Annotated in this window: 1 protein-coding gene; it reads right to left on the reverse strand. The window is 61.4% G+C overall.

Annotated elements, in window-relative coordinates:
• Window positions 1-306: carboxymuconolactone decarboxylase family protein (locus U5A57_RS41405; protein ID WP_321918117.1), on the reverse strand; the 306-nt coding region annotated here is incomplete at its 3' end.
• Between the last annotated feature and the right edge of the window lie 98 nt (window positions 307-404).

The following is a 404-nucleotide window of genomic DNA, read 5'->3' on the forward strand; positions in this document are numbered from 1 at the left end:
ATGACTCTGCGCAACGAGCGTGACCGCCTCGACCCATTCCAGCGCGGCGCGCTCGCGTGGCGTGAAAAACGGCACCTCTCTCCATGTCACCAGCGTTGCCAGCCGGCGGTCGGTTTCGCCGTTCTTGCGGGCGTCGCTCGTATGCATGTCGACACAGTAAGCGCAGCCGTTGATCTGTGACGCGCGCAGGCGCACAAGCTCGATCAGCGGCTTTTCAATCGTACTCTTTCCAATCCGCTCTTCCAGCGCGAGCAGCGCCTTGATGGCTAGCGGGTTGGCCTGATAGAAGTCCAGACGTGGTTGCATGACAGCTCCTTCGAATGAGCCGAAGGCGGCGCGCGGACGTGGTACGCCTTTCGGATTTTGGAATGTGGCAACGCTGACGCGAGCCTATCGTATCGGCC

It is taken from the genome of Paraburkholderia sp. J11-2, assembly GCF_905220185.1.
Taxonomy (GTDB): domain Bacteria; phylum Pseudomonadota; class Gammaproteobacteria; order Burkholderiales; family Burkholderiaceae; genus Paraburkholderia.